This window comes from Streptomyces sp. NPDC096310, assembly GCF_044763125.1.
Classification (GTDB): domain Bacteria; phylum Actinomycetota; class Actinomycetes; order Streptomycetales; family Streptomycetaceae; genus Streptomyces.
Window position 1 is genome coordinate 533,870 of sequence record NZ_JBIWFO010000004.1, and the last position, 18,034, is coordinate 551,903.

Here is an 18,034-nt window from a genome sequence, read left to right on the forward strand (position 1 = left end):
CTGACACCCCTGACAGCGGACTGGTCGGCAGTACCCCGAGTGTGCTCGTGAGTCGGCGCTCCCCATCGCGCATGACCCATTGACCCGAGCTCAACGGAGCCAACTATTGAGTACGACTGACCTGTAAACCACACTTAAAGGGTCTCGTTTTGACAACATCGACCGGCCATGCTCGCCCGAAATCCGGACAAACGAGAACAGACAGACAGGCCCGAAACGGACTGTTAACACATGTTCCGGAGAGTGCGATCCGATATCCGGACGTTCTGGTCGAGCCCCGGGGTGTTCCAGGGGTGTGAATCGCATGGACGAACGGCCCGGTCCGACGCGCTTCCGCGAGGGGCCGGGCCGTCGTTCCGCGTACCTGCTCCGGTCCTGATGACGTACCCGTCCAGGACCGTACGGCGGGTGCCGGCCGGAGCCGGTCCCGAGCGCCGGCCGCGCCCGGACGGAGCCGCGTCGACCGCGTGTCCGCCGGGTCCGGCCGGAGCGCGTCAGCCGTGCTTGGCGCGCGAGGCGGTACGGCCGCGCTGCTTCTGGTCCAGGACGACCTTGCGGATACGGACCGTCTCCGGGGTCACCTCGATGCACTCGTCATCGCGGCAGAACTCCAGGGACTGCTCCAGCGACAGCTTCCGCGCCGGCACCACGTTCTCCGTGGTGTCCGCGGAGGCGGCGCGCATGTTGGTGAGCTTCTTCTCCTTGGTGATGTTGACGTCCATGTCGTCGGCGCGCGAGTTCTCGCCGACGATCATGCCCTCGTACACCTCGGTGCCGGCCTCGGTGAAGATGACACCGCGCTCCTGGAGGTTGACCATCGCGAACGGCGTCACCGAGCCCGAGCGGTCCGCCACGAGCGAGCCGTTGTGACGGGTGCGCAGCTCGCCGAACCACGGCTCGTGGCCCTCGAAGATGGAGTGCGCGATGCCGGTGCCGCGGGTCTGCGTGAGGAACTCCGTACGGAAGCCGATGAGCCCGCGCGACGGAACGATCCACTCCATGCGGATCCACCCCGAGCCGTGGTTCGTCATCGTCTCCATACGGCCCTTGCGGGTCGCCATGAGCTGCGTGATCGGGCCGAGGTGCTCCTCGGGGGAGTCGATCGTCATGCGCTCGATCGGCTCGTGCGTCTTGCCGTCGACCTGCTTGGTGACGACCTCCGGCTTGCCGACGGTCAGCTCGAAGCCCTCGCGGCGCATCTGCTCGACCAGGATGGCCAGCGCCAGCTCACCGCGGCCCTGCACCTCCCAGGCGTCGGGGCGCTCGGTGTCCAGGACGCGCAGCGAGACGTTACCGATCAGCTCGCGGTCGAGGCGGTCCTTGACCTGGCGGGCGGTGACCTTGTGGCCCTTGCCGCCCTTGCCGACCAGCGGCGAGGTGTTCGTACCGATGGTCATGGAGATCGCGGGCTCGTCGACCGTGATCAGCGGCAGCGCGATCGGGTTCTCGGGGTCGGCCAGGGTCTCGCCGATCATGATGTCCGGGATACCGGCGATGGCGCAGATGTCGCCGGGGCCGGCCTTCTCGGCGGGCTTGCGGGTCAGGGCCTCCGTCATCATCAGCTCGGTGATGCGGACGTTGGACATCGTGCCGTCACGCTTGATCCACGTAACGGTCTGGCCCTTCTTCAGCTCGCCCTGCTCGACGCGGCACAGCGCGATACGGCCGAGGAAGTTGTCGGCATCCAGGTTGGTGACATGGGCCTGGAGCGGCGCGGACTCGTCGTACTCGGGGGCCGGGACATGGGCCAGGATCGTGGAGAAGAACGGCTCCAGGTTCTCGCTGTCGGCCGGGACCGTGCCGTCCTCGGGCTTGGTCAGCGAGGCGACGCCGTCGCGGGCGCAGGCGTAGACGATCGGGAACTCGATCTGCTCCTCGGTCGCGTCCAGGTCCAGGAAGAGGTCGTACGTCTCGTCGACGACCTCGGCGATCCGGGAGTCGGGGCGGTCCGTCTTGTTGATGCAGAGGATGACGGGCATCTTCGCCTGGAGGGCCTTGCGGAGCACGAAGCGCGTCTGCGGAAGCGGGCCTTCCGACGCGTCGACGAGCAGGACGACCGCGTCGACCATCGACAGACCGCGCTCGACCTCGCCGCCGAAGTCGGCGTGGCCGGGGGTGTCGATGATGTTGATCGTGATGGGGTCGCCACCCGACTTCGGGTGGTACTTCACCGCCGTGTTCTTGGCGAGGATCGTGATGCCCTTCTCACGCTCCAGGTCGTTCGAGTCCATCATCCGGTCGTCGAGGTGCTCGGCGGCGTGCGCGGCGAAGGCGCCGGCCTGCTTCAGCATGGCGTCGACCAGAGTGGTCTTGCCATGGTCGACGTGGGCGACGATGGCGACGTTACGGATGTCGTGGCGCGTGGGCATGCTGGCTGGCGCTTCTCTCGATCGTGGGTGCGGCGTTTTTCCTCGTACGCCCGCCGGGCGGACACGCCACGGCTCTTCCATCGTACGGGGCCAAGGCGTATGGGGCTTCCCGGCCCGATCGGAGAGGGATGGATCACGGTGGTGCGGGGGTGGGCGCGGGGGGGTGCGCGCGTGCTCGTGCGGGGTGTGAGCGGTGGATCTCGCGGGGGGTGTGAGCGGTGGACACGGAGGGTGGAGCAGGGTGGAGACGCCCGGGTCAGGGACGGGAACGAGCTTGCCCGCCGGGGTGGCCGGCGGGCAAGTGAATTGATGGGTTCCTGAGCTTACGAAGCGGCGCTGACCTGGCGCTTCTCGGCTGTTTGCGGGCCGCTTCCCGTTTTCCGCCCCGTCCCCTTCTTCTCCCGTTCCTCGCGCCGCCTCCTGGTGTCGGCTACTTCTTCTTGTTGGCGTTCGGGCCCGCGTCGCCCGGCTTCTCCCAGCCGATGTCCTCGTAGCGGGGGGCGGCGAAACCGAAGGCGCCCGCGTTCACCACTCCCGGCTTGACCGCCACGAGCTGAGGGCGCTGGTAGAGGGGGATGGATCCGGCGGCGGCCCAGATCCGGGCGTCCGCCTGCCGGACGAGCTCGCGGGAGGCCTTCTCGTCGAGTTCGGCGGCGGCACGGTTGAAGAGCTGGTCGATGTGGTCCGTACCGACCCGGGTGTAGTTCTGCTCCACCAGCAGCGATCCGTCGCTGGCGGGGACGGGCTTGGCGTAGATCGGCCGGCCGTCGGTGGCCGGGTACGGGCTGGCGGGCCAGGAGTAGAGCGCCAGGTCATAGTCGCCGGAGGCGATGTGGTCCTTGAAGTAGCTGTCGTCGGCGACCTTGGTGACCTCCGTGCTGATCCCGACGCGGTCGAGCATCCGCGAGATCCGCTCGCCGACGGCGCGCAGCGACTCGGTGCCCTCACCGGCGGGCAGGACGAAGCGGAGGGTGAGGGGCTTGCCCTCCTTGCCGAGCGGGCCGCCGACCGGGACGGGCGAGGCGGACGCGGAGCCCTTGGCCCCGGCGCTGGGCGCGGGGGCCTCCGTACCGCGCGGGGCGTACGCGCCCGCCATGCCGCCCGGCCGGTCCTGGCTGTCCTGGGCGGCCTTCACGGCCTGCCGCGCGGTGTCGGTGTCGTCGACCGCGGCGGCCTGGCGCAGCAGTGCGGTGGTCTGGAGGGCGGCGACCGTCGCGGGGGCGAGGACGTACGTGGCGGCCTCGGAGCGGGGCGCGGGGCGGCCCGGCTTGCCGTCGTCGCCGACGATGTACATGCCCTCGTCGGTGGCGGCGTCGTCCGCCGCGTCGTCCGCGTCCCGCTTCTTCCCGCTCGCGGCCTGGTCGGACTCCTGGCCGGGCCGGCCGCGTTCGGTGCGCTTCTCGTCGGTCGTCGACTCGTCGGACTCGTCGGTCGTCCCGCCGTCCTCGCCGTTCTCCCCGGCGGCCTTCTTCCGCTCGCCCGCGCTCCCGGCCTTCGTCCCGTCCGGCTTCTTCACCGCGCCGCCGGGCGTCCAGCCCGCGTCGGCCAGCAGCGCCAGCGCCTCGTGCGTGTCCTGCTTGCCGAGCGCCCGGCTGCTGTCCGCGTACGCCTGCTGTCCGGCCAGGGCGAGATGGCTGCCCGGCGGCTTGGCCGGCAGGTCGAGCGGTTTGAGTACGGTCTCGGCCAGCTCCTTGCGGTCGAGCGCGCGGGCCACGGCGCGCCGCACCCGCTCGTCGGCGAGCGGCCCGGACTCCCCGTTCAGGGCGAGCTGCGTGTAGGCGGGCTCCAGCGACTTGCGGACGAGGATCCCGCTCAGTCCGCGCTGTTCGGTCGCGTACCGCTGGACGGCCTCGGCGTTCTCCTTCCTGGCCTCCTGCGCCAGTTCGGCCGACTCCTCGTCGGAGCCGTGGGCCAGCGCCCAGGAGCGGAGGGCGGAGGCGGGGGTGGTCTCGGAGCCGGGGCCGTGGGTGAGCGCCTGGCCGCCGGATCCCTTGTCCTTGATCGCCAAGGCGATACGTTTCGCCGCGCCGCTGTCGATCTCCGCGAGATCGAGCTTCCCCGCGGCGAGTTCGGCGGCCCGCTTGGAGCGCGGTACGGCGCTCAGCACGAGCGAGTCGAGCTTGGCGGGCTGTCCCCACCAGCGCGGGTCGCGGACGAGCGTGACCTGCTTGCTCTTGCGGTCCACCTTCTTGAGGGTGAAGGGGCCCGCCGTCTTCTTCAGAGCGGTCCTGGCGCCGTCGTTGAAGGCGTTGGGCTTCCCCGTCACCTCCTTGGGATAGAGGGGGGTGAACAGGGACTTCCAGTCGGCGTAGGGCTTGTTGAAGGTGACACGCACCTCCAGGTTGTTCGCCCCGCGCTCGATCTTCTCGATCCGCTCGTAGCCCGCGTTGCGCGCCGTCCAGAACGCGGAGTCCTTGCCGCGCAGGGCGTGCCACTGCGCCACGAAGTCCGGTGCCCCGATCTCCCTGCCGTCGCTCCACACCGCCTGCTGGTTGAGCTTGTAGAGCACGACCTGCTTGGGCTCCCGCTCGACGATCTTGGCGGATTCCAGATAGTCGGGGTTGCGCTGCGGCCGCCCGGCCTTGTCGGTCCGGAAGAGCGAGGGCAGTACGGCGTCGGCGATCCGGCCGGTGGCCGCGTCCGCGTCGGCCTGGAAGGCGTTGAGGGTGGCGGGCATGGTGTCGATCGCCCAGCGTACGGAGCCGCCCTGTTTGACCCCGTCCCGGTGGGTGGCCGCGATGTCCGGGGCGGCGGCGGCCGAGGCCTCGCTCCCGTCCGTCTCCGAGGTGCATGCGGACAGGGTGGGCAGGGCGAGCACACCGGTGGTCAGAAGCGCGACGGAGCGGAGCGTTCGGGAGCATGTCCTCCCGCGTGGGGCGCCGACGTGGGACATGGCTTGTACCTCTTCGTCCTGTTTGTGGAATTTAGAGATGATCACACCTATTGCCCACTCACTGAAGGGGACGGGACAGGAGTGACGGCGCAGACACGTCGGCGCGCGCCGTGAATGCCACCCGCACGGCGCAACGCGCCCCGGCGCGCACCCGGGCGGGCGTCCCGCGAGGACCGGCCGGGCCCCGTTCCGAAAAGACCGGCCGACACCTTCACAACCGGGTGTGTGACGCGCGACACTCGCAGCCGCACACAGAGAGCGTCCGACGGGTCACCCGGCGGATCCCCGCATGCCACCGGCGATCGTGGAAGTGAGGGCAACTCATGTCCCTGCAAGACGAGATGGCAGCGGTCCTGCGCCGCCTCGACGACCTGGAGTCCACCGTCGAGCGGCTGGAGGGCCTACTGGCCCAGGCCCGCGAGAACGAGTTCCGGCCCGAGCGCGACCGCCCGGCCGACGACCTGGTCACCATCCCCGACACCCCGTACGACGCGGCCCTGTGGACGGACTCGGACGACGAGGGTCTGGGCGTACGGGACCGGCGCGCCCCCTGAGGACCCGCGCGGCCCGGGCGCCCAGCCGCCCCGGCCTGCGCCCTTCGTCCCTGGCCTGCGCCCTTCGCCCTCGCCCTCGCCGCTGCCTTCGCCCCGGCACGGGCGCGGGCCCCACGCCCGCCCCCGTGCCCCCTCCCGGCCCCCGTACTGCGAGGAGACCTCGTTGGCCACCGGTACTCAGCCCCCGGCCCCCGGCACCGAAGCGCCCCGCGGCGGACGCGGTGTGCGCGGCGCCTCGCGCGCCGCCATCGCGCCCCGCCATCTGCGGACCGACCGCTGGTGGCTCGCGCCCGCCGGGACAGCCGCCGGGCTCTTCGCCTTCATCGTCTACTCGACCTGGCGCGCCTTCGCCAACGGCGACTACTACGCGGCGCCGTACGTCTCACCGTTCTACTCGCCGTGTCTCGCCGAGAGCTGTGTCCCGATGCGGCACGGCCCCAACTGGGAGCTGTTCGGAAGCTGGTGGGGGCTCTCCCCCGCGCTGCTGATCCTGATCTTCCCGCTCGGCTTCCGGCTGACCTGCTACTACTACCGCAAGGCCTACTACCGGGGCTTCTGGGCCTCGCCGCCCGCCTGCGCCGTCGCCGAGCCGCACGCGACGTACACCGGCGAGACCCGCTTCCCGCTGATCCTCCAGAATCTGCACCGGTACTTCTTCTACGCGGCGGTGCCGGTCGCCGGGATCCTCTCGTACGACACGGCCCTCACGTTTCGCGACGAGCACTACGCCTGGGGCCATATGGGCCTGGGCACGCTGCTCTTCCTCGTCAACATCGGGCTGATCTGGGCGTACACCCTCTCCTGCCACTCCTGCCGGCACATCGTCGGCGGCCGGCTGCGGCACTTCTCGAAGCACCCTGTGCGCTACCGGCTCTGGGGCTGGGTGGGGAAGCTGAACGCGCATCACATGCGGCTCGCCTGGGCCTCGCTGATCAGCGTCGCCCTCTGCGACTTCTACGTCTATCTGCTGGCCACGGGCGTCTTCGACGATCCGCGCCTCTTCTAGTGCCGCCGGTCACAACACCGGCCGCAACACCAGCCATTCCGACAGCCACTCCGAGGTGAGCCTTCACATATGACGCAACTGGAACGCCGGCCGTGGGACGTCGTGGTGGTGGGCGCGGGCGGCGCGGGACTGCGCGCCGCCGTCGAGGCGCGCGAGCGCGGTGCCCGTACCGCCGTCATCTGCAAGTCCCTCTTCGGCAAGGCCCATACGGTGATGGCCGAGGGCGGGATCGCCGCCTCCATGGGCAACGTCAACGCGGGCGACAACTGGCAGGTGCACTTCCGTGACACCCTGCGCGGCGGGAAGTTCCTCAACCAGTGGCGGATGGCCGAACTGCACGCCCAGGAGGCCCCCGACCGGGTCTGGGAGCTGGAGACCTGGGGCGCGCTGTTCGACCGTACGCCCGACGGCAGGATCTCCCAGCGCAACTTCGGCGGCCACGAGTACCCCAGGCTCGCCCATGTCGGCGACCGCACCGGCCTCGAACTGATCCGTACCCTCCAGCAGAAGATCGTCGCACTCCAGCAGGAGGACTTCCGGGAGTACGGCGACCACGAGGCGCGCCTGAAGGTCTATCAGGAGTGCACGGTCACCCGGATCCTGAAGGACGGCGGCGGGCGGGTCGCCGGGACCTTCTGCTACGCGCGGGAGTCCGGCCGCTTCTTCGTGCTGGAGGCCCCGTCCGTCGTGCTCGCGACGGGCGGCATCGGCAAGTCGTTCAAGGTGACGTCCAACTCCTGGGAGTACACGGGCGACGGCCACGCGCTGGCGCTGCTCGCGGGCGCGCCCCTGCTGAACATGGAGTTCGTGCAGTTCCACCCGACCGGCATGGTCTGGCCGCCCTCCGTGAAGGGCATCCTCGTCACGGAGTCCGTGCGCGGCGACGGCGGGGTACTGCGCAACTCCGAGGGCAAGCGGTTCATGTTCGACTACGTGCCCGATGTCTTCAAGGAGAAGTACGCGGAGTCCGAGGAGGAGGGCGACCGCTGGTACGAGGACCCGGACCACAACCGGCGCCCGCCCGAACTGCTCCCCCGCGACGAGGTGGCCCGCGCCATCAACTCCGAGGTGAAGGCGGGCCGCGGCTCGCCGCACGGCGGGGTCTTCCTCGACGTCTCGACGCGGATGCCCGCCGAGGTCGTACGGCGGCGGCTGCCGTCGATGTACCACCAGTTCAAGGAGCTGGCGGACGTCGACATCACGGCCGAGCCGATGGAGGTCGGCCCGACCTGCCATTACGTGATGGGCGGCATCGCCGTCGACTCGGAGACCGCCGCCGCGGCGGGTGTGCCGGGGCTGTACGCGGCGGGCGAGGTGGCCGGGGGCATGCACGGCTCCAACCGGCTCGGCGGGAACTCCCTCTCCGACCTGCTGGTCTTCGGCCGGCGGGCGGGCCTGTACGCGGCGGAGCACGCGGCCGGGTTCGCGGACGGGGCCGAGGCCGGGGCCGGGGGTGCCGGGCGTCCGGTCCCCGACGAGGCGCAGATCGACGCAGCGGCGGCCGAGGCGCTGCGCCCCTTCAGCGCGGAGGGGCCGGTGGACGGCCCGGGCGGCGGACCGGCCGAGAACCCGTACACCCTGCACCAGGAGCTCCAGCAGACGATGAACGACCTGGTCGGCATCATCCGGCGCGAGGGCGAGATGGCGCAGGCCCTGGAGAAACTGGCCGAGCTGCGCGTACGGGCCGCACGCGCGGGGGTCGAGGGGCACCGGCAGTTCAACCCGGGGTGGCACCTCGCCCTCGACCTGCGGAACATGCTGCTGGTCAGCGAGTGCGTGGCGCGGGCGGCCCTGGAGCGTACGGAGAGCAGGGGCGGCCATACGCGGGAGGACTGGCCGGGCATGGTGGCCGACTGGCGCCGGATCAATCTGTACTGCCGTCTCACGCAGGGTCGTATCGAACTGGGCCGGCGGACGACGGAGCCGATCCGGCCGGACCTGCTGGCGCTGTTCGACAAGGAAGAGCTGGTCAAGTACCTCGCCGAAGAGGAGCTTCACGAGTGAGCACAGAGACGGGTGCGGGCGCGAGTGGGGGGACGGGCGCGGACGCGGGGACGGGCGCGGGCGCAGGGGCCGGCGCGGACGCGGGGGCAGGCGCGGCCTCCTCCTCGTACGAGGCGAGGTTCAGGCTCTGGCGCGGCGACGCGGAGGGCGGGGAGCTGACGGACTTCGCGGTCGAGGTCAACGAGGGCGAGGTCGTCCTCGACCTCATCCACCGGATCCAGGCGACCCAGGCCCCGGACCTCGCGGTGCGCTGGAACTGCAAGGCTGGCAAGTGCGGTTCGTGCAGCGCGGAGATCAACGGCAGGCCCCGGCTGATGTGCATGACCCGGATGTCGGTCTTCTCGCGGGAGGAGACCCTGACGGTCACGCCGCTGCGCGCCTTCCCGGTGATCCGTGACCTGGTGACGGACGTGTCCTTCAACTACGCGAAGGCGCGGGAGATCCCGGCGTTCGTACCGCCGCCGGGAGTGGCCGCCGGTGACTACCGGATGCAGCAGATCGACGTGGAGCGCTCGCAGGAGTTCCGCAAGTGCATCGAGTGCTTCCTGTGCCAGGACACCTGTCATGTGGTGCGGGACCACGAGGAGAACAAGACAGCCTTCGCCGGGCCGCGCTTCCTGATGCGCGTGGCCGAGCTGGACATGCATCCGCTGGACGCGGCCGGGGAGTCGGGGCTCGACCGCGGGAGGACGGCGCAGGACGAGCACGGGCTGGGGTACTGCAACATCACCAAGTGCTGTACGGAGGTGTGCCCCGAGAACATCAGAATCACGGACAACGCCCTGATCCCGCTCAAGGAGCGGGTGGCGGACCGGAAGTACGACCCGCTGGTGTGGCTGGGCAACAAGATCCGGCGCCGGGGCGCGTAGCGACGCCGGCCCTGGTCAGCCGAGCAGCTTGATGATCTCGTCGGTGGTGCCGGTCTCGCCGAGCGCCGGGAAGATCCGCTCGACGGAATTGCGGTGGGCGGCCTCGTCCATGTCGGTGACCGCGTCCGTGGCGACCGTGACGTGGTAGCCGTGCTCGTAGGCGGCGCGGGCCGTGGACTCGACGCCCTTGCTGGTCGCGATGCCGGTCACCACGGTCTGGGTGACGCCCAGCCGGCGCAGCAGCAGATCGAGATCGGTGCCGTGGAAGGCGCCCCACACGCGCTTGATGACGACGAGGTCGCTCTCCTCGGCTCCCAGGCCGTCCGCCGGGTCGGCCCAGTCGGCGGCGGGCCGGCCGCCGCCGCGCATCGGCCTCTCCGTACGGCCGGGGGCGGCGGCCACGGCGCGGACGAGGACGACGGGCAGGCCCTTGGCCCGGAAGGCGGCGGCGAGTTCGGCGGAGCGGGCGACGATGTCCTCGGCCGGATGGGCGGTGGGCAGGCCGACGACGCCCTTCTGGAGGTCGACGACGACCAGGGCGGTCCTCGGGTCCAGGGTGGTGGCGGTCATGGGGGTGGCTCCTTGCGTGAGGCGTGAGGCGTGAGGGACAGGGACAGGGGGAGGGGGAGGGGGAGGGGGAGGGGCTTCGAGGGGGCCGGCCGTCATCTCCCGCCGAGGCGGCGCATCAGCACCGTGGCGTCGGCCAGCGCCCGGCGCTCGCCGGGGTCGAGTTCGTCGGCGATCGCCCGCGAGAGCCAGTCCTGCTTGGCCGCGTACACGGCGGCGAGCGTCCTGCGGCCGGTCTCCGTGACGGAGACGACGGACTGACGGCCGTCGTCGGGGTCGGAGGTCCGCTCGACGAGGTGCTGCTCCTCCAGGGCGGCGACGGTCTGCCGCATGGACTGCGGCCGTACATACTCGGCGCGGGCCAGCGCGGCCGTGGTGGCCGGGCCCTCGCCGCTCAGGCGGGCCATGACCGAGCGCTGGGAGGGCGTGAGGCGGTCGTCGGGCGAGGTGGTACGGAGCCGGCGCATCAGCCGGCCGACGACGGCGGTCAGCTCGGCGGCGATCTGCTCGGGGCTCGGCTCCCCGCTCTCGTACGGTGCGGGCGGTCCGCTCGGCTCGGGCATGGGCCCACCGTACGAGAAGAGCAGGCAACCTTGCAAGGTTGCCTGTCTTTCTTACCTGTCTTTCTTACCTGTCTTTCTTGCCCGTCTTTCTTGCCCGTCTTTCTTTCTGGCGCCTTTACCGTGCGCGGGCGCTCAGCCGTTCCGCGAAGAAGCGCCGGCGCGCCGAGGCCAGTTCCTTCGTCTCCTGCTCACCGCCCGCGTGCTCGAAGTGGCCCGCCGACAGGACACGCAGCTCACGCGGGCCCGCCAGCGCGTTGTAGACGGCGAACTGGCCCGGCGGCGGCACGGCCGGGTCGAAGAGCGCCGGCGCCACCAGCACCGGCACCCGGGTCCTGCTCGCGGCCGTGGCGGCGTCGAAGCGGGACAGGACCTCCGTGACCTCGGGGTGGTCGCGATGGCAGCGGGAGCGGTACGGCGTCGCCGGCGTCCTGGCGTCCGCCGTAGCCGTGCCCGACGACGAAGCCGTGCTCCGCCGGACCGTCGGCGGGCGCCGTCGCCACCCGGCGCGCCGCCTCGTACCGCGCCTGCCAGAACGTGTCGAAGTCCGGCGGTGCGGCCGGCGCGGGGAGGGCGAGGAGCTGGTCGAGACTCCGGCCGTACGCCGGATCGAAGGGGAAGCCATGCTCGAACACGGACATGATCGCGACATTAGCGGACCGGTCGGCCACCGGACAGGACGTGCGGGTGAGGCGGCCTGCGGCCCCTCGGCGGTCCCGTCGCGGCCCCTTCGACGGTCCGGTCGCGGCCCCTTCCGCACGGACATAACCTCCGAAATGTGACGCCCTTCGAGAGCCGCCCCCCGCCCCGTACCGCCGTTCGGCCGCTGGTGGCCCTGCTGGTCCTGGCGTACTGGCTGCTGCTGCCCGGGGCCGGGGGCGCCCGCGCCGAGGACCCGGTCACGCTCTCCCGGCAGGGCCGGATCACCGACCGGGTGGGCGCGCTCGACGGCCACACGGCGCAGGTCGCCACGGCGCTGAACCGCCTCTACGACAGTCATCGCGTCCAGCTCTTCGTGGCGTACGTACGGGACTTCTCCGGCCGGCCGGCGCAGAGCTGGGCCGATGCCACGGCGAGCCGCAACCGCCTCGGCCAGAGGGACATCCTGCTCGCCGTCGCCACCCACGACCGGCGGTACGCCTGCTCCGCCGGCGCCGGTTCGGCCCTCACCGGGGCTCAGCTCGCCGATGTCGCCAGGACCGCGATCGAACCCGCCCTGCGGCAGAACGACTGGGCGGGCGCGGCGCTGGGCGCCGCCGGCGGGTACGGCGCCGTGCTGGCGGGCCGGCCCGTGCCCGCCCCGGCCGTCACCCCCGGCGAGGCCGATCCGGGCGGCGCCGCGGCGGACGCGGGCGCCGCGACCAATCTGGTGCTGCCGGTCGTCGTGGTGGTCGGCGCGGGGGCGGTCGCCACGTACGCCTTCGCCAAGCGCCGGCGGCGGTTCGGCGCCCGTACGACGCCGGGCCACGGCCACGACGGCGGCTGGGCGGCGGGGAGCCGCGAGCGGGAACCCCCGGTGCCCCCGCTGCCCGAGCTGGACGCGGCGGCGAAGCGGCGGCTGGTCGAGACGGACGACGCCCTGCGCACCAGCGAGGAGGAACTCGGCTTCGCCAGGGCGCAGTTCGGCGAGGAGGCGGCGGCGCCCTTCACCGACGCGGTGGCGTTCGCGAAGGGGGAACTGACCGTGGCGTTCCGGCTGCGCCAGGAGCTGGACGACGCGTATCCGGAGGACGAGGCGACCCGCCGCGGGATGCTCGACGAGATCATCGCGCGCTGCGCGGAGGCCGACCGCAGGCTGGACGCGGAGTCCGGGGCGTTCGACCGGCTGCGGTCCCTGGAGCGGACCGCGCCGCAGGCGCTCGCCGCGGTCCGTGCCGCCTTCCGTGAACTGGGCGAACGGGCCGGCACGGCGCGCACCACCCTCGCGGGGCTGCGCGAACGGTACGCGGAGTCGGCGTCCGCGCCGGTCGCCGACTGCCCCGCCCAGGCGGAGGACCGGCTCGTCTTCGCGTCCGACAGCCTGGACACGGCGGGCGGTTTCGTGGAGTCGGGCGAGAACGGGCACGCCGCCGTCCATGTACGGGCCGCCGAGGGCGCCGTCGGGCAGGCGGCGACGCTGGTCGACGCGGTCGAGCGGCGGGCGCGGGAGCTGACGGAGGCGGCCGGGAAGCTCCCCGGCGCGCTCACGGAGACGGAGACGGATCTCACGGACGCCCGGGACCTGCTGAAGGGCACCCCGGCCGGTGTGCCGACCACCGACCTCCAGGGGCGGATCGGCCGGGCCGAGGCGGTGACGGCGGAGGTGCGGCGCGCGGTCAACGCGGGACCGTACGACCCGATCGACGCGCTGCGCCGGGTCGAGGAGGCGGACGCGGTGCTGGACGAGGCGCTGACCGGCGCGCGACGGCGGGAGGAGGGCGACCGGCGGGCGGGCACGCTCCTCGACCAGGCGCTGCTGACGGCGCGTTCGGCGGTCGGCGCCGCCGCCGACTACGTCACCACGCACCGCGGGGCGGTCGGCAGCCAGGCGCGGACCCGGCTGGCGGAGTCCCAGCGGCGGCTGGAGTGGGCGCGGGCCCAGGCGTCGACGGGCGGGATCCGGCCGGCCCTGACGGAGGCGCAGCGGGCGGACGCGCTGGCGCGGCAGGCGCAGGAGCTCGCGGAGCGGGACGTGCTGTCGTACGGGAGCCACTACGGCGCGGGCGGGGTACGGGGCACGGGCGGCGGGGTCGGCGGGGCCATGCTCGGCGGCATCCTCCTGGGCGGCCTGTTCGGCGGCGGACGCGGGACGGGCGAGGGCGGAGTCGGGGGCGGAGTCGGGGGCGGATTCGGCGGGGGGTACGGCGGCGGGCGCGGTCCCGGCAGCTTCGGCGGCGGCGGTACGCGCGGCCGGATGGGCGGCAGCGGGCACCATCGTTAATCTCCGGCTGCTGGAACAGGACCACCTGGAGGGCACCGAGGCGGCCCGGGAGTGGGACGCGAAGGCGGTCGCGGCCGGCAGGAAGGCCGACGAGCTGCGGGCGGCGGTCCAAGGCGCGGGGGGCGATGGGCAAGCGGGAGCCGGCCGCGCTGAAGGCGGCCTGACGCGCGCCGGGGCGCGGGGCTGGGCGCAGGGCGGGGAGCACGGCGGGGAGTGCGGGCCCGGAGGCTGCGCCGTACGCCCGCCGGGGCATCCCAGAACGCTCAGAACATGCTCGCCTCAGAACATGCTCAGAAGCTGCTCCACGGTCGGCTCCGCCGTCGAGTCCCCGTCCGGCAGCGCGAGTTCGAACCAGACTGTCTTGCCGCGCGGTGTACGGCGCGAGCCCCACGCCGCGCTCAGCAGCCCGACCAGTTGCAGCCCCCGGCCGCCCTCGTCGGTGTCGCGGGCCCGTCGCCGTCTCGGCTGGACGAGGCCCGCGTCCCAGACCTCGCAGACGAGCGTACGGTCGCGCAGCAGCCGTAGCCTGATCTCGCCCTCGCCGTACCGCAGGGCGTTGGTGACCAGCTCGCTGACGAGCAGTTCGACCGTGTCCACCAGCGGTTCCAGGTCCCAGGCGACGAGCTGGGCACGGACCAGCTCCCTGGCGCGGCCCACCGAGCGCGGCTCGCGCGGCAGGCTCCAGTCGCCGACGGCCTCGGCGGGCAGCCCCTGGATCCGGGCCATCAGCAGGGCGATGTCGTCCTCGCCGTGCCGGGTGTCGAGCGTGTTGAGGACGTGGTCGCAGACGTCCTCCAGCGGGCGGGCCGCGTCGCCGAGGGCCGCGCGGAAGGCGCTCAGCCCCTCGTCGAGCGGCTGGTCCCGCGACTCGACGAGGCCGTCCGTGTAGACGGCGAGCAGCGACCCCTCGGCCAGGTCGACCTCCACCTGTTCGAAGGGCTCCCCGCCCACCCCGAGGGGCATGCCGGGCGGCACGTCGAGCAGCAGCGCCGCCTCGCCCGGTTCGACGACGACGGGCGGCAGATGGCCGGCGTTGGCGAACGTGCAGCGCCGGGTGACGGGGTCGTAGACGGCGTACACGCACGTGGCCAGGTACACCTCGGAAAGCTCCGCGTCGCGGGACTTGTGGGCGACCCGCGACGCCTGTTGCGCGCCGCTGGGGGTGCCGAGACCGCGCGCGATCTCGTCGAGCGCGGAGAGCACCTCCGCGGGCTCCAGGTCGAGCAGCGCCAGGGTGCGTACGGCCGTACGGAGTTCGCCCATCGCGACCGCCGCGCGCAGGCCGCGCCCCATGACGTCGCCGACGACCAGCGCGGTCCGGTGGCCCGGCAGTTCGATGACGTCGAACCAGTCGCCGCCGACCTCCGTGGCGGTGTTGCCCGGCAGATAGCGGCAGGCGATGTCGAGACCGGCGGCCTCCGGGTCCCCCGGCGGCAGCAGGCTGCGCTGGAGGATCAGCGCGCGCTCGTGCTCCCTGCGGTAGAGCCGGGCGTTGTCGATGCAGACCGCGGCGCGCGCGGCCAGTTCGACGGCGAGCGCCCGGTCCTGGTCGCCGAAGGGCTCGCTGCCCTTCGTACGGGAGAACTGGGCGAGGCCGATGACCGTGTCGCGGGCGACCATCGGAACGGCCAGCGTGGACCGTACGAGACTGCCGGCCTGCCCCGGGATGGACTGCACCCGGGCGGTGCGCAGGGCGCTCGCGCTCAGCGAGCTGAACGGGAAGCGGTGGACCGCGCCGACGTCCGGTGACACATATCCGTCGCTGCCGCCCGGCGCGCCCAGGGGGCCGTCGGAGACCGCGCTGGCGAAGGCGACCCGGCGCAGCCTGGCGCTTCCGCCGCCGGACTCGGCCCCGGAGGAGCCCCACCGTCCCGGTGGCGCCTCCTCGCCGGTGAGCAGGGACTGGTAGAGGTCGACGGCGGCGAGGTCGCAGAAGCCGGGGACGGCGACGCCGAGCAGTTCGCGCGCGGTGGTCTCCAGGTCGAGGGAGTTGCCGATGCGGGCGCTGGCCTCGTTGAGGAGGGCGAGGTCGCGCCGGGCGCTGGCGGCCTCCCTGGCGGCGTTGTGACGGCGGGTGACATCCGTGCCGACCCCGGCGACGCCGATGGTCCGCCCCGAGCCGCTGTGCACCCGGTAGAGGTTGATCGACCAGTGCCGCCGCTCCTGATCCTCGGGGGCGGTGCCGACGATCTGGAGGTCACTGACGGTGTCTCCGGTCTCCAGCACCCGCTTGAGGGCCCCGGTCAGCCGGTCGGCCTCGGGGCGGGAGAGGTAGTCGTGGACCGTACGGCCCCGGTGGTCGCCGGTGGTGCCGCCGAAGACCGTCGCGAAGCGCTGGTTGGCGCGGCGCACCTTGAGGTCGGTGCCGAACAGCAGGAAACCGAAGGGAGATTGGCCGAAAATCGCCTGCGAAGAGGCCAGATCGGTTTCGATCCGCTGAAGCGCGCGCACGTCCACGACGAGACAGAGCGCTCCCCGATCGCCGCTCTCCGTCTCGCTCGGCATGACATAGATCTCGGCGAGCCCGCGCTCCACGCCCCCCTCGCCGGCCCGGAACGGGACCAGTCCGGTCCATTCCTTGCCGTCGAGGATCTCCTTGACCGCGCGGTGACCTTGTTGGCGCAGCTCCGCCGGTACGAACACCTCGACCGGGTCCCTGCCCCTGACCTGGTGCGCACTGATGCCGAACAGCTCGGCGGCGCGCCCGCTCCACTGGTCGACCAGCCCGTCGGGGCCGATCGAGAAGGAAGCCACCTTGATGTAGTCATAGATCGAGCCGGGTGGATTGCTCTGCCATACGACGTCACCCGCCGTCCCAGATATCTCGCTCACGCGACCGTCCCCTCCAGCTCACGCACCGGACCGGCCATGCCCGCAGTATTCAGCACTACGGCCCCGGCCGGCACGCCGTTCACGATCACAGCACAGTCTCGCTCTTTTTGAGCCGAGTCCGTCGTGATCGTTCTCCCTTCACTCTTCTAACCAGGGAGGGGCAGCTCGAACCACACGGTCTTGCCCGTCTTCCCGCGCCGGGTCCCCCAGCGCCGGGCGGAACAGGCCACGAGCCGCAGCCCGCGGCCCCCTTCGTCCTCGGGACCCGCGAGGCGTTCGGTCGGGGGATCGGGCAGCGGGTCGGAGACCTCCACCAGCAGGGCGGCGTCGGCCCCGGCCGTTCCCCCGGCGGCCTCAGCCCTCTCGGTCCTCTCGGCGCTCTCCACCGCGAGGGCGTGGACGGCGAGCCGTACGCCGATCGGCCCGGAGGTGTAGCGCAGGGAATTGGTCACCAACTCGCTGACGAGCAGGACCGCCAGATCACGCAGGGCGGCGGGCGCGCCCCAGGCGTGGAGGGTGTCGTGCACGGCGTGACGTGCGGTGCGTACGGTGTCGGGTTCGGCAGGGAAGGTCCACTCGGCGCGGGCGCCATCCGCTGTGTCGATCAAGCCGACCACATCCCAGGACCGACGGCACGCCCTCACCGTACGAGAGGGGCAGTTCGACATATACCCGGAATTCGGGACAACTACCCTCGTGGGTCCGCGAGAGCCGACGGGCGCGGAAGCGCGGGCCGGAACGGAAGCGCGGGCCGGAACTGAAGCGCGGGCGGGCCCGGGGCGCGGATCACGGGCGCCGGCGTCACGGGAGCCGACGGGCCGCCTCGGCGACCGCCGGGCGGTCCTGGTCGAGCCAGTCCACCGTGTGGATCTCGTCCGGGCCGAGCCAGCGCAGCTCGTCGTGGTCCTCAAGAGGCAGCGGTTCCGGCTCCCCGGCGAGCAGCCGGGCCGTCCACACCTGGAGCACATAGCCCGGCTTGAGCGGCCACTCACCGGGGACCCGCTCCATAGGGCGCGTCTCCACGCCCAGTTCTTCCCGCAGCTCACGCACGAGGGCCTGTTCGGGACGCTCCCCCGGCTCCACCTTGCCGCCGGGCAGCTCCCAGCGGCCGGCCAGCTCGGGCGGCGCACTGCGCCGGGCGGCCAGCAGCCTGCCGCGGTCGTACACGGCGCCCGCCACCACCACACGATCACTCATGCGCCGGAGCGTAACGTGCGGACGCCACCACGGAGCGGTGCGCCCTCCAAGGGCCCCGAGGGGCCGTGCTACGGGGTGGTCTGGCTGACGCGCTCCACCCAGTACATCTGCCGGTGTCCGCGCGTCCCGAGGTTGTCGGCCATCTTCTGGGCCTCGTCCTCCGTGGCGTACCTGCCGACGCGGTAGCGATTGCCGTTGTCGTCCTGCCGTATGACCAGCCATGGGAGCAGGGCTCCGCTGTCGTTCATCGAGCCCCTTCCACC

13 protein-coding genes and 2 pseudogenes are annotated in these 18,034 nt (G+C 72.3%); 6 read left to right on the forward strand and 9 right to left on the reverse strand.

The genetic code is table 11. The features are described from left to right. Nucleotides 1–494 precede the first annotated feature (494 nt). Both typA and ACIQ7D_RS13345 read right to left on the reverse strand, forming a co-directional pair. Nucleotides 495–2,369 (reverse strand): translational GTPase TypA, encoded by a 1,875-nt coding sequence (gene typA / locus ACIQ7D_RS13340; RefSeq protein ID WP_403936852.1) that lies wholly within the window; start codon nucleotides 2,367–2,369, stop codon nucleotides 495–497. A 430-nt stretch (nucleotides 2,370–2,799) separates the two neighbouring features. Beyond that, a complete protein-coding gene (locus ACIQ7D_RS13345) occupies nucleotides 2,800–5,262 on the reverse strand; it encodes an ABC transporter family substrate-binding protein (protein ID WP_403936854.1) in 2,463 nt (820 codons plus the stop codon). A gap of 323 nt (nucleotides 5,263–5,585) precedes the next feature. Here ACIQ7D_RS13345 and ACIQ7D_RS13350 point away from each other — a divergent pair, with 323 nt between their 5' ends. The 4 genes from ACIQ7D_RS13350 (at nucleotide 5,586) to ACIQ7D_RS13365 (ending at nucleotide 9,695) form a co-directional block, all read left to right on the forward strand. Next, on the forward strand, nucleotides 5,586–5,816 hold the full coding sequence (locus tag ACIQ7D_RS13350; protein ID WP_403936855.1) for a hypothetical protein: 231 nt from the start codon (nucleotides 5,586–5,588) through the stop codon (nucleotides 5,814–5,816). Between the two features lie 163 nt (nucleotides 5,817–5,979). Then, nucleotides 5,980–6,822 carry a hypothetical protein gene (locus ACIQ7D_RS13355; RefSeq protein ID WP_403936858.1) on the forward strand — a complete coding sequence of 281 codons (843 nt, stop codon included), beginning with the start codon at nucleotides 5,980–5,982 and terminating at the stop codon, nucleotides 6,820–6,822. A 69-nt stretch (nucleotides 6,823–6,891) separates the two neighbouring features. Then, a complete protein-coding gene (locus tag ACIQ7D_RS13360; protein ID WP_403936860.1) occupies nucleotides 6,892–8,826 on the forward strand; it encodes a fumarate reductase/succinate dehydrogenase flavoprotein subunit in 1,935 nt (644 codons plus the stop codon). Continuing rightward, a complete protein-coding gene (locus ACIQ7D_RS13365; protein WP_403936862.1) occupies nucleotides 8,823–9,695 on the forward strand; it encodes a succinate dehydrogenase/fumarate reductase iron-sulfur subunit in 873 nt (290 codons plus the stop codon). The genes ACIQ7D_RS13360 and ACIQ7D_RS13365 overlap by 4 nt, the downstream gene beginning before the upstream one ends. A gap of 15 nt (nucleotides 9,696–9,710) precedes the next feature. Here the strand turns inward: ACIQ7D_RS13365 and ACIQ7D_RS13370 are convergent, their stop codons facing one another. The 3 genes and pseudogenes from ACIQ7D_RS13370 to ACIQ7D_RS13380 form a co-directional block, all read right to left on the reverse strand. Continuing rightward, a complete protein-coding gene (locus ACIQ7D_RS13370) occupies nucleotides 9,711–10,265 on the reverse strand; it encodes an isochorismatase family protein (protein WP_403936864.1) in 555 nt (184 codons plus the stop codon). 92 nt (nucleotides 10,266–10,357) lie between these two features. Continuing rightward, complete coding sequence (locus ACIQ7D_RS13375) at nucleotides 10,358–10,825, reverse strand: MarR family winged helix-turn-helix transcriptional regulator (protein WP_403936866.1); 468 nt, start codon at nucleotides 10,823–10,825, stop codon at nucleotides 10,358–10,360. A gap of 115 nt (nucleotides 10,826–10,940) precedes the next feature. Beyond that, nucleotides 10,941–11,463 (reverse strand): annotated as a pseudogene (locus ACIQ7D_RS13380) (acetylxylan esterase). A 137-nt stretch (nucleotides 11,464–11,600) separates the two neighbouring features. Here ACIQ7D_RS13380 and ACIQ7D_RS13385 point away from each other — a divergent pair. Together ACIQ7D_RS13385 and ACIQ7D_RS13390 are read left to right on the forward strand one after the other, a co-directional pair. After that, nucleotides 11,601–13,742 carry a TPM domain-containing protein gene (locus ACIQ7D_RS13385; protein WP_403936869.1) on the forward strand — a complete coding sequence of 714 codons (2,142 nt, stop codon included), beginning with the start codon at nucleotides 11,601–11,603 and terminating at the stop codon, nucleotides 13,740–13,742. After that, a pseudogene (locus tag ACIQ7D_RS13390) lies at nucleotides 13,717–13,869 on the forward strand (PspA/IM30 family protein); the annotation flags it as partial. The gene ACIQ7D_RS13385 and the pseudogene ACIQ7D_RS13390, both read left to right, overlap by 26 nt. A gap of 152 nt (nucleotides 13,870–14,021) precedes the next feature. Here ACIQ7D_RS13390 and ACIQ7D_RS13395 read toward each other — a convergent pair. From ACIQ7D_RS13395 to ACIQ7D_RS13410, 4 genes are all read right to left on the reverse strand, one after another. Continuing rightward, nucleotides 14,022–16,574: a SpoIIE family protein phosphatase gene (locus tag ACIQ7D_RS13395; RefSeq protein WP_403936870.1), complete on the reverse strand. Its 2,553-nt coding sequence runs from the start codon at nucleotides 16,572–16,574 to the stop codon at nucleotides 14,022–14,024. A 146-nt stretch (nucleotides 16,575–16,720) separates the two neighbouring features. After that, a complete protein-coding gene (locus ACIQ7D_RS13400; protein WP_403936872.1) occupies nucleotides 16,721–17,191 on the reverse strand; it encodes an ATP-binding protein in 471 nt (156 codons plus the stop codon). A 184-nt stretch (nucleotides 17,192–17,375) separates the two neighbouring features. Beyond that, a complete protein-coding gene (locus ACIQ7D_RS13405; RefSeq protein WP_403936874.1) occupies nucleotides 17,376–17,771 on the reverse strand; it encodes a (deoxy)nucleoside triphosphate pyrophosphohydrolase in 396 nt (131 codons plus the stop codon). Between the two features lie 68 nt (nucleotides 17,772–17,839). Further along, nucleotides 17,840–18,019, reverse strand: coding sequence for an SPOR domain-containing protein (locus ACIQ7D_RS13410; protein ID WP_385003720.1), 180 nt, complete (start codon nucleotides 18,017–18,019; stop codon nucleotides 17,840–17,842). Between the last annotated feature and the right edge of the window lie 15 nt (nucleotides 18,020–18,034).

Coding starts and splice junctions, on each gene's coding strand:
- ACIQ7D_RS13370 (WP_403936864.1), bottom strand. CDS start 10,265: ATGACCGCCACCACCCTGGACCCGAGGACCGCCCTGGTCGTCGTCGAC.
- ACIQ7D_RS13360 (WP_403936860.1), top strand. CDS start 6,892: ATGACGCAACTGGAACGCCGGCCGTGGGACGTCGTGGTGGTGGGCGCG.
- ACIQ7D_RS13375 (WP_403936866.1), bottom strand. CDS start 10,825: ATGCCCGAGCCGAGCGGACCGCCCGCACCGTACGAGAGCGGGGAGCCG.
- ACIQ7D_RS13350 (WP_403936855.1), top strand. CDS start 5,586: ATGTCCCTGCAAGACGAGATGGCAGCGGTCCTGCGCCGCCTCGACGAC.
- ACIQ7D_RS13405 (WP_403936874.1), bottom strand. CDS start 17,771: ATGAGTGATCGTGTGGTGGTGGCGGGCGCCGTGTACGACCGCGGCAGG.
- ACIQ7D_RS13410 (WP_385003720.1), bottom strand. CDS start 18,019: ATGAACGACAGCGGAGCCCTGCTCCCATGGCTGGTCATACGGCAGGAC.
- ACIQ7D_RS13345 (WP_403936854.1), bottom strand. CDS start 5,262: ATGTCCCACGTCGGCGCCCCACGCGGGAGGACATGCTCCCGAACGCTC.
- typA (WP_403936852.1), bottom strand. CDS start 2,369: ATGCCCACGCGCCACGACATCCGTAACGTCGCCATCGTCGCCCACGTC.